We start from the raw sequence: 9,300 nt of genomic DNA, 5'->3' as shown, positions 1-9,300 counted from the left end.
AGTGGAAAGTAAATCTTGAGAATTATTTAATATTAAATATACTGCCCACCTGTGTAATAAATCATAATAATTAAACGGAGAGGCATCATGCAGTTCAATTTGTCTATCAATGCCATATCGAGCAAGCGCATGGGAGCTGTTATTGCAGCACTATTGCTCGCAGGCTCTCTAACTGGATGTGACAAAGTTCAGTCAGAGGAAAATGTGCAGGTAATCAAGCCAGTCAAGCTGTTCGAAATCCCACAACAGACTGATATTGATCTCGATAGCTTCATTGCAAAGGTTGATGCAACCGACCGTGCGGCACTTTCTTTCCAAGTGGGTGGAGATATAGAAACCTTCGATGTTCGTATGGGACAAGAAGTGAAGAAAGGTCAGGTGTTAGCCGTATTAGACGCGACGGATTACCGTATTGCCGTTGACGCAGCCCAAGCTAAATTTGATCTGGCGAACAGCCAATACAAACAAGCTTCTGAGTTGTATGCGAAAAAACTGGTCAGTACCGATTACTACGACCAAGCCGTAAACACCTTTACTGCCGCTGAAGTTGAGTTGGACCAAGCAAAAACAAACCTTGGCTACACTACCTTAGTTGCTCCATTCGATGGCGTGGTATCGATGGTGTTTGGAAAGCAATATCAATTGATCGCAGAAAAGCAGCCTGTACTGAATATTTTGAATCACAGTGAAATGGATGTGACGTTTTCAATTCCAGTATCAAAGCTTGAAGACCGTTCTATTCAAGACCTAACGAGCTCAAACATGTGGGTTGTGATGGACAGCCACCGCGGCATTCGTATCCCGACTCGCTTTAAAGAAATCTCAACGCAACCAGATGAAGATACCAACAGCTACCAAGCGGTTGTGTCTATCGAAAAGCCAGAAGGCATCAATCTACTTTCTGGTATGACAGCGCAAGTTGAAGTTCAGAAAAGTAAATCTGACTACGGCATTGGTATTGTGGATTCAGCTTGGTTAAACAAAGACGTAGGCCATGGTGAACTATGGCGTTATAACCCTGACTCTCAACTGATTTCTAAAGTACAAGTCCTTCTTGATGAGCAAGGCAAGGTTATCGACGGATTGTCGTCTGGTGACCTTATCGTTGAAGCGGGTGTGGATGCGTTATCAGACGGACAACAAGTAAAAGCTTGGCTTCGTGAGGGCGGTATTTAATGAACCTTTCAAAATTATCAGTTGTTGTCGCGTCGGTTCTGTTACTTCAAGCCTGTAACAATGAAGCTGTACACCGTGAACAACCACCTTTGTTGGTTTCTACCTTTGAAGTTGGCGCACCGCTTACTAATCAGTTCAGAAGTTTTAATGGACAGGTGATGCCAGCTGAATTGACTCCCTTGGCATTTAAGCTAGCAGGAGAGATTCAACAAGTATTAGTAGAAGCGGGCGACAATGTCGAAAAAGGGCAGTTATTAGCCACCTTAGATAACGCAACGTACGTCCAAGATCTGACTGATGCTCAATCTCAATTCAAACTGGCAAGCAAACAGTTGGCCCGTGGAACGGAGATGTTTGGCAGCGAAATGTTATCGCAATCAGAACACGACCAACTGACGGCTAACTATAAGCTCGCATCGGCGAATTTGGCGGCGGCGAAACGCAAGCTGAGTTACACAGAACTTTTAGCGCCGTTCTCAGGAACAGTTTCAACTGTCGATAAGCAACGATTCGAAAATACGACGCCTGGAGAAACACTACTGAGTGTGTACCAGAACGACAAGGTGTATGTGCGAATTCAAGTATCAGATTCGATCTTGGCGTCAATTAGCCCAGACATGCGTTCAAATAGCTATCGTCCTGAGGCGACCTTTGGCGGTCACACAGGCCAATATCCACTGACGTATCTAGAACACACCAGTGAACTGCACCCACAATCCCGTACCTACGAATTTTGGATGCAGATGCAGCAGCCTGAAAGTGAAATCCTGCCAGGCACGAGCGTTACGGTCAATGTAGATATGGCGAAAGCGGGCCTGAGCGATGTTCAAGGCTACCAATTACCAATGACAACGCTAGAAGCGGGCTCTGAAGCGAATCAGTTCTATGTGTGGAAAATGGAAGACGGACAAGCATTCAAAAGCGAATTAGAAGTCGACAAGATCAGTGGCCAAGGCGCACTCATCGCTCATGGTGTTGAGCAAGGTGAGCTACTCGTAAATTCGAATTTAAGAAAACTCCGTGACGGAATCCAATTGTCAGGAAAAGCAGAATGAACATCGCAGAATATTCAATAAAGAACAAAGTAATCAGCTGGCTGTTTCTAGTCATTTTGGCCATTGGCGGTGTGACCTCTTTTGGTAATCTATCCCGTTTAGAAGACCCAGCTTTTACCATTAAAGATGCAATGATTATTTCAACTTACCCTGGCGCTACGTCAATGGAAGTTGAAGAAGAGCTGACTTACCCACTAGAAAAAGAGATAAGACAGCTTCCGTACATCGACAAGATTACCTCGACATCATCGAACGGTATGTCCCAAATTATGGTCAGTATGAAGATGGACTACGGTCCAGACGAGCTGCCTCAGATCTGGGATGAAATGCGCCGTAAGATCAACGATCTACAACCAACACTGCCAAGTGGTGTAAATTCCGTTCAGATCATCGATGATTTTGGTGATGTGTTTGGTGTGATGATCATGCTGACCGGTGATGGTTACGATTACGTTGAGCTCAAACAGTACGCAGATTACCTAACGCGTGAAATCGAACTGGTCGACGGTGTCGGTAAAGTAAGCATTGCAGGTGACCAACAAGAACAACTGTTTGTTGAGATGTCACTGGAACGCTTAGCCGCATTGAACCTAGATATGTCGACGGTTACGTCACTGCTAGCACAGCAAAACAGTGTGGTATCGGCAGGCGAGGTGATGCTGAATGGTCAAAGCCTTACGATCAAGCCAAACGGCACCTTAAGCACGGTTGAAGAACTAGAAAACCTGATCATTCATGGTCGCGATACAGGTAACCTGATTCGCTTGAAAGATGTCGCTGAAGTAACTCGTGGTATTCAAGAAAAGCCGGGCAATGTATTAACGTACAACGGTAAACCAGCAATCAACTTGGGTATTGCGTTCTCTTCTGGTGTAAACGTGGTTGAGATTGGTAAAGCACTGGATGCGGAACTGGATCGCCTAGAAAGCATTAAGCCAGCGGGTGTAGAACTGAATTACTTCTACAACCAAGCGCAAGAAGTAGACAAATCTGTGGCTGACTTCTTAATCAGCCTAGTTGAAGCGGTAGCCATCGTTATCATTGTATTGTTGTTCGCAATGGGCTTACGCAGTGGTTTGATCATCGGTTTGGTTCTTCTATTGACGGTATTCGGTACCTTCATCCTGATGGATTACAACGATGTTGAACTGCACCGCATCTCTCTGGGGGCACTGATCATCGCGCTGGGTATGCTGGTGGATAATGCGATTGTTGTCGTTGAAGGTATTTTGGTGGGCTTGAAGAAAGGCAAAACCAAGCTTCAAGCAGCGAAAGACATCGTCAAGCAAACACAATGGCCACTGTTAGGTGCGACCATTATCGCTATCACAGCGTTTGCACCGATTGGTTTGTCGAAGGATGCGACAGGCGAATTCATGGGTTCACTGTTTTGGGTACTGTGTTTCTCACTGTTTTTGAGTTGGGTAACTGCACTAACACTAACGCCATTCCTTGCCGAGATGTTGCTTAAAGAAGAAGACAAGGTTGATGAGAACGAAGACCCATACAAAGGCATCCTGTTTGTGGTATTCGGTGCGTGTCTGAAAGTAGCACTTCGATTTAGATGGCTTACTGTAGTTAGTATGGTCGCTCTATTAGCAGTTTCTGTCGTCGGTTTTGGTATGGTGAAGCAGCAGTTCTTCCCGCCGTCAAATACCCCAATGTTTTACGTAGACATGTGGATGCCAGAAGGCACCGATGTTCGTGAAACGATCAAGCAGACAGAAAAAGTTGAAAGCTACATTCGCCAGCAAGACGACGTGGAGTTTGTAACGACAACGGTTGGGCAGGGCATGCAACGTTTCGCACTGACTTACCAACCAGAGAAAAGCTACGAAGCGTACGCCCAGTTACAAGTAAGAACCACTGACCGCGACACTATGTTTAAGGCTCTAGCGGCGCTAGACAAAGACTTAGCGAACGAATTTGAGCAACCAACGTTCCAGTTCAAGTTGATTGAGTTTGGTCCGTCACCCGCTTCAAAAATTGAAGCGCGTATTATCGGTGCCGATCCACAAGTAATGCGTAACATTGCAGTTGAAGTCGAAGACATCTTGCTTGCCGATCCAGGCTCTCGAAATGTTCGTCATGACTGGCGTGAACGCACTAAAGAACTTGTACCACTGTTCAACGAATCTAAGGCTCGTCGCCTAGGCATTTCAAAAACTGACTTGTCTGAGACATTACAGATGGCGTTTGGCGGTTACAACATCGGCCTACTGCGTGATGGTACTCATATGTTACCTATCGTGGCGCGTTTACCGGAAGAAGAGCGTTTTGATTTCGAATCGCTAAACAATGTGAAGATTTGGAGCCCATCACTACAAACTTACATCCCAGTTGAGCAAGTGATTGATGGCGTAGAGCTTCAATGGTCTGAGCCACTGATTCAGCGTCGCGACAGAAAACGTACGCTAACAGTATTGGCTGACCACGATGTTCTTGGTTATGAAACGCCAGCGAGTCTGTTTGCTCGTGTGAAACCAAAGGTAGAAGCATTAGATTTACCAGAAGGCTACAGCATTAGCTGGGGTGGTGAGTACGAAAGCTCTAAAGATGCGCAAGAATCTCTGTTTGGCTCACTGCCAATGGGTTATTTGCTGATGTTTATCATCACGATGCTTCTGTTTAACTCGGTTCGTAAGCCGCTTGTGATTTGGTTTACGGTTCCACTCTCTATCATTGGTGTTTCAATTGGTCTGTTAGGTACCAATATGCCATTCAGCTTCACAGCGTTCCTTGGCTTATTGAGTCTAAGCGGCATGATTTTGAAGAACGGCATTGTACTGCTTGACCAGATCAACAGTGAGCTATCAACAGGTAAAGACCCATATTTAGCGGTTGTCGACAGTGCGATTAGTCGTGTACGACCGGTATCTATGGCAGCATTAACGACTATCTTGGGTATGATTCCTTTGGTATTCGATGCATTTTTCGGCTCGATGGCGATTACCATCATGGCAGGCTTAGGCTTTGCTACCGTACTAACGCTAATAGTAGTACCGGTGATGTTCGCTATTTTATATAGAATCAAACCGTCCACTGCGGGTTATTAGGGAATGGTATAAAACAGATTCTTTTAAGCCAGCCCAGTCAAATTTGACTGGGTTTTTTATGCGTGTTGTCCCGTCCTGAAATGTGTTGACACGTGAGAGCGGTATGAGGGTACGAATAGGCAAGCATTAAAAAATCCGCTACTCAATGGTCAAGCGGCTTTGAGAAGGATAGGGCAATTCTAGATTGCTAGGCGTATGTCTAATTCAATCGGCTTTGGCATGGCTAAGTGATAGCCTTGATACATATTGAAGCCTAAGCTCTGCATCGCTTGGAGTTGTTGTTGGGTTTCTATGCCTTCAATCACTGTCTTTGCGCCAATTTGGTTTGCAAGATCAAGCACTAACTCCATTCCTCGAGTGTCGCCTTGTTCAAAGTCCAACATAACCGAGCGGTCTATCTTGATGATATGAGGGTTAATGTGACGAACGCGTTGTTCGGTTGATGCTTGTGTTCCGAAATCATCAACAGCGATTTGAAAACCATTTTCCGCCAATGAATGGGCTGCGTCTTTCAAACGTTCTTCACTCTCTACATTAAGCTCGACCAACTCCATCACAATTTGTTCGCACGATAAGTTAAGCTCATGCAGGCGCTTAGCTAACAAGCTATCGCTCACTTTCTCTGCGGCAAATAACTCGCCAACATTAGGAAGAACATTCAAGAATAGGTGTAAATGACGAATAGTCGATTGTGCGAAGTTACGGATATGAATCGCTCGACTCAACCTCTCTACATTGATTTTGTCTGTGCTTGAGGTTTCGTCGGAATGGAAGAAGTGATCAGGACGAACAATATCACCTTTGTTATTTGAAATGCGCACCAAAGCCTCAACACCTATTTGAGTCATAGAAGAGTCGAATATAGGTTGATAGACGCTCCTAAGCGTCAGGTCTTGGTATTTCGCAATAAACTGCATATCAGCATCTACGGATATACAGCTAATAAATTCACTTCTGTCTGATAAAATCATAGTCGCTAGTAAAGAGGGCTTATTCAATGGCGGACGTACATGTCGCGGCTGTCACAATATTGACAGGTGTAAGTAAATTGTCAATTAATAAAAACTCATTTGTAGAGCCAATATTTAAATAAATATAATTAACGAAAAAACAGCATGATAATTGATATTAGTCATTAAAATTACTTATCATTCACCATTAATAATGACTATTGTGAATTTAATCTCTGAGTAATCTATCTCATATCAACACCAATCAATATAAGCTTTCAACGCCAATACACCAGGTGAAAGTAAGGATAAAGCCTCAGGTTATGGGGGAATGTCAAAGTTACATTATTAACAAACAACTCTGTTTGCATATAAATGATATCTACTTCTCAAAATATGAACGATGAGCTGATAAGTTATTATTTTATCGAAGATAAATTTTGATTGATTATTGGGTAGGGCTTGAGTTGGGTTTTATAAAATATTGGGATGGAGGTCTAACTATTTACTTTCAAGACTGATTAAAAAAGTTGACCCGTATTCTTACTGCCATTGAAGTACTGCGTAAAGTTGCAGGTATTTACGAACCAGTTGTTGATTTCCTGACCGCTTTAAAGGGTGTCCAAATTTAATGAAGCAAGGGCTGATTTTAAAATTATTATTTAAGTCAGTAGCGAATTGAGAATCACTCTCTCTTAGCGTGATACCTTGTTGGCTATATTCCGTGATCTCGTCTGGGAGTTCACCCATCCACCAATGCAATAATTCACCACTGTTTTTACTTCGGCTAATCCAATGGTCGGAGACAATGATCAAAACGTCATTGGGTTGAATGGAAAATCCATACTCTTGTTGCCAATTATGGATGTCCAACATTAACTTTCTACGACAGGTTTTCCCGGCGCTCACCATATGATGACTGATCATCCAAACGGTACCAATTTCGGAAGATATTCGGAAGTGTCGAGGCGTTTCGCCAGAAGAAAGCATTTCAAGTGGGCTGATGTTGCTTGCATGATTAAAGCTAACGAAGGTGTGCTCCATTCGGCGAGCAAATGCCTTTCCTATATGGTGCTCACTGATCCCTTGATTGTGCACCGTAGGGTAGTGGCGTTCACAGAGCTTTAGGCAATCGTCTTGAAATTGATTAACGCTTTTAATCACTAGATCTAATAACAATGAAGTCCCTTATACACAGCTACTATCTTATTGATGGGCAATAGTACGGTAATTGCGGTTCCGTTACCTATCGTCAAAGTGCGAGTTCTTGATCTCTCTATCAAAATTAACCATTGCTGAGTGATTTTATGGATAGCACTGGCGCTCTAAAGGTCTGTATTCTAAATTATGAGGAATTCTAGCTAGTTACCTCGACTATAGTCTAGTCAGCAAATCACAATTGATCTACTTACTCTTTATTTGGAAACATTCATGACCATTCAATTAGATTCGAAACAAAAGTCTGAGCTTACTAATACGCTCCAAAAGTACCTGCAAGATGAACTTGATGTGGAGCTTGGTCAGTTCGACACGGAATTCTTGGTCGAATTCATAAGTAAAAAGTTTGGGGCGGTTTACTACAACAAAGGGATAGAAGACGCTCAAAAAGTCATGGAACGTAAAATGTTAGATATCTCAGATGAGCTTTACGAGATCGAACAAATCGTTGAAATCTAACGTTTAGCCCAAACTTGTTCAAATAATTTGAATAACTCGTTTAATTTGAAATGATGTTACCAATGTAAAGCTTGGTAAATAATATGTTACACAAACTTGGTGTAGGGTACGCTTTTCGAAACTACACTACTCGTTAACATTCGGAAGAGATGCATGGACAACAACGTTAGAAATTACAACCCTTTAGCAAGAGCGATGCATTGGATTTCAGCTCTCGCGGTATTTGGCTTATTTGGTGTAGGCCTGTGGATGGTTGATCTTTCATACTACAGCGAGTGGTACAAAACAGCGCCAGACTATCACCGCTCGGTAGGCATTCTTTTGGCTGCCGTTACCGTTATCCGCTTGGTCTGGAAACTAGTTACCGCGTCACCTAAAGTGGAAGGTAAAAGCTATGAAGTTGCAGCAGCGAAGATCGCTCACGGCTTCATGTACATCAACTTAGCGGTTTTGTTTATTTCAGGTTATTTGATTTCGACATCAGATGGCCGCGGGATAGAGGTATTCAATTGGTTCACTGTACCAAGTATGGGCGAACTGTTTGCAAACCAATCTGATCTCGCAGGTACGGTTCACTACTATGCTGCATGGGTACTGATCATTATGGCATCAGTGCACGCCTTAGCGGCGATAAAACACCACGTTATCGACAAAGACGATACGCTACGAAAAATGATAGGAGCTTCAAAATGAAAAAGTCAATTATCGCTACAGGATTAGCATTTGCAATGGCAATGCCTTTCGCTGCGAACGCCGCTGATTACGTGATTGATACAAAAGGTGCGCATGCTTCAGTTAACTTTAAAGTTAGCCACCTGGGTTACAGCTTTATCCAAGGTCGTTTTAACACATTCTCAGGTGACTTCTCATTTGATGAAAGCAACGTTGAAGCGTCTACAGTAAACGTAACGGTTGATACTACAAGCCTTGATTCAAACCACGCAGAACGTGATAAGCATATCCGTAGCGGCGATTTCATCGATGCTGGTAAGTTCTCTGATGCGACATTCAACAGCACGAAAGTTGTTGATAAAGGCGACGGCAAACTTGAAGTAATGGGTGACCTTAAACTTCACGGTGTAACTAAGCCTATCGTTATCGAAGCTGAATTCATCGGTGCTGGTCAAGACCCATGGGGCGGTGAGCGTGCAGGTTTCGTTGGTACAACTCGTCTAGAACTTGCTGACTTCAACATTCCAGTAATGGGCGCTTCAAGCTATGTAGATATGGATCTACACGTTGAAGGTGTAAAAAAGTAATCTAGCTTTCTAGCTCTCTGACAGGTATCAACATTATTTAGAAATATCAAAAGTTTGGTCGATACTAAATAGGTCAGCAGTTAGAAATAGAGAAAGGCGGAAAGTTTTCACTTTGCGCCTTTTTTAT

Annotated in this window: 8 protein-coding genes; 6 read left to right on the top strand and 2 right to left on the bottom strand. The window is 43.3% G+C overall.

The window, feature by feature from the left end:
* Window positions 1-87: 87 nt before the first annotated feature.
* The 3 genes from AB4517_RS22570 to AB4517_RS22560 are packed head-to-tail and all read left to right on the top strand — an operon-like array spanning window position 88 to window position 5,287.
* A complete protein-coding gene (locus AB4517_RS22570) occupies window positions 88-1,176 on the top strand; it encodes an efflux RND transporter periplasmic adaptor subunit (RefSeq protein WP_065584249.1) in 1,089 nt (362 codons plus the stop codon).
* The gene (locus tag AB4517_RS22565; protein ID WP_372150086.1) at window positions 1,176-2,231 is read left to right on the top strand and encodes an efflux RND transporter periplasmic adaptor subunit; all 1,056 of its coding nucleotides are present in this window, start codon (window positions 1,176-1,178) and stop codon (window positions 2,229-2,231) included. The genes AB4517_RS22570 and AB4517_RS22565 overlap by 1 nt, the downstream gene beginning before the upstream one ends.
* A complete protein-coding gene (locus tag AB4517_RS22560) occupies window positions 2,228-5,287 on the top strand; it encodes an efflux RND transporter permease subunit (protein ID WP_372150083.1) in 3,060 nt (1,019 codons plus the stop codon). Before AB4517_RS22565 ends, AB4517_RS22560 begins: the two co-directional genes overlap by 4 nt.
* Before the next feature lie 179 nt (window positions 5,288-5,466).
* Here the strand turns inward: AB4517_RS22560 and AB4517_RS22555 are convergent, their stop codons facing one another.
* Complete coding sequence (locus tag AB4517_RS22555) at window positions 5,467-6,204, bottom strand: EAL domain-containing protein (RefSeq protein WP_372150081.1); 738 nt, start codon at window positions 6,202-6,204, stop codon at window positions 5,467-5,469.
* Window positions 6,205-6,780: 576 nt separating this feature from the next.
* Window positions 6,781-7,416 carry a hypothetical protein gene (locus AB4517_RS22550; protein WP_017069925.1) on the bottom strand — a complete coding sequence of 212 codons (636 nt, stop codon included), beginning with the start codon at window positions 7,414-7,416 and terminating at the stop codon, window positions 6,781-6,783.
* Window positions 7,417-7,668: 252 nt separating this feature from the next.
* Between AB4517_RS22550 and AB4517_RS22545 the strand changes: the two genes are divergently transcribed.
* The 3 genes from AB4517_RS22545 to AB4517_RS22535 all read left to right on the top strand — a co-directional run bounded on the left by AB4517_RS22545 (window position 7,669) and on the right by AB4517_RS22535 (window position 9,173).
* The gene (locus AB4517_RS22545; protein WP_372150078.1) at window positions 7,669-7,914 is read left to right on the top strand and encodes a DUF2164 domain-containing protein; all 246 of its coding nucleotides are present in this window, start codon (window positions 7,669-7,671) and stop codon (window positions 7,912-7,914) included.
* 153 nt (window positions 7,915-8,067) lie between these two features.
* On the top strand, window positions 8,068-8,607 hold the full coding sequence (locus tag AB4517_RS22540; RefSeq protein ID WP_017067366.1) for a cytochrome b: 540 nt from the start codon (window positions 8,068-8,070) through the stop codon (window positions 8,605-8,607).
* Window positions 8,604-9,173, top strand: coding sequence for a YceI family protein (locus AB4517_RS22535; RefSeq protein ID WP_017059819.1), 570 nt, complete (start codon window positions 8,604-8,606; stop codon window positions 9,171-9,173). Before AB4517_RS22540 ends, AB4517_RS22535 begins: the two co-directional genes overlap by 4 nt.
* Window positions 9,174-9,300: the final 127 nt, after the last annotated feature.

Origin of the sequence: Vibrio sp. 10N.222.52.C3 (genome assembly GCF_041474195.1) — a bacterium.
GTDB classification, from domain to species: Bacteria; Pseudomonadota; Gammaproteobacteria; order Enterobacterales; family Vibrionaceae; genus Vibrio; species Vibrio crassostreae_C.
This window is presented reverse-complemented; position numbering and strand designations above follow the sequence as displayed.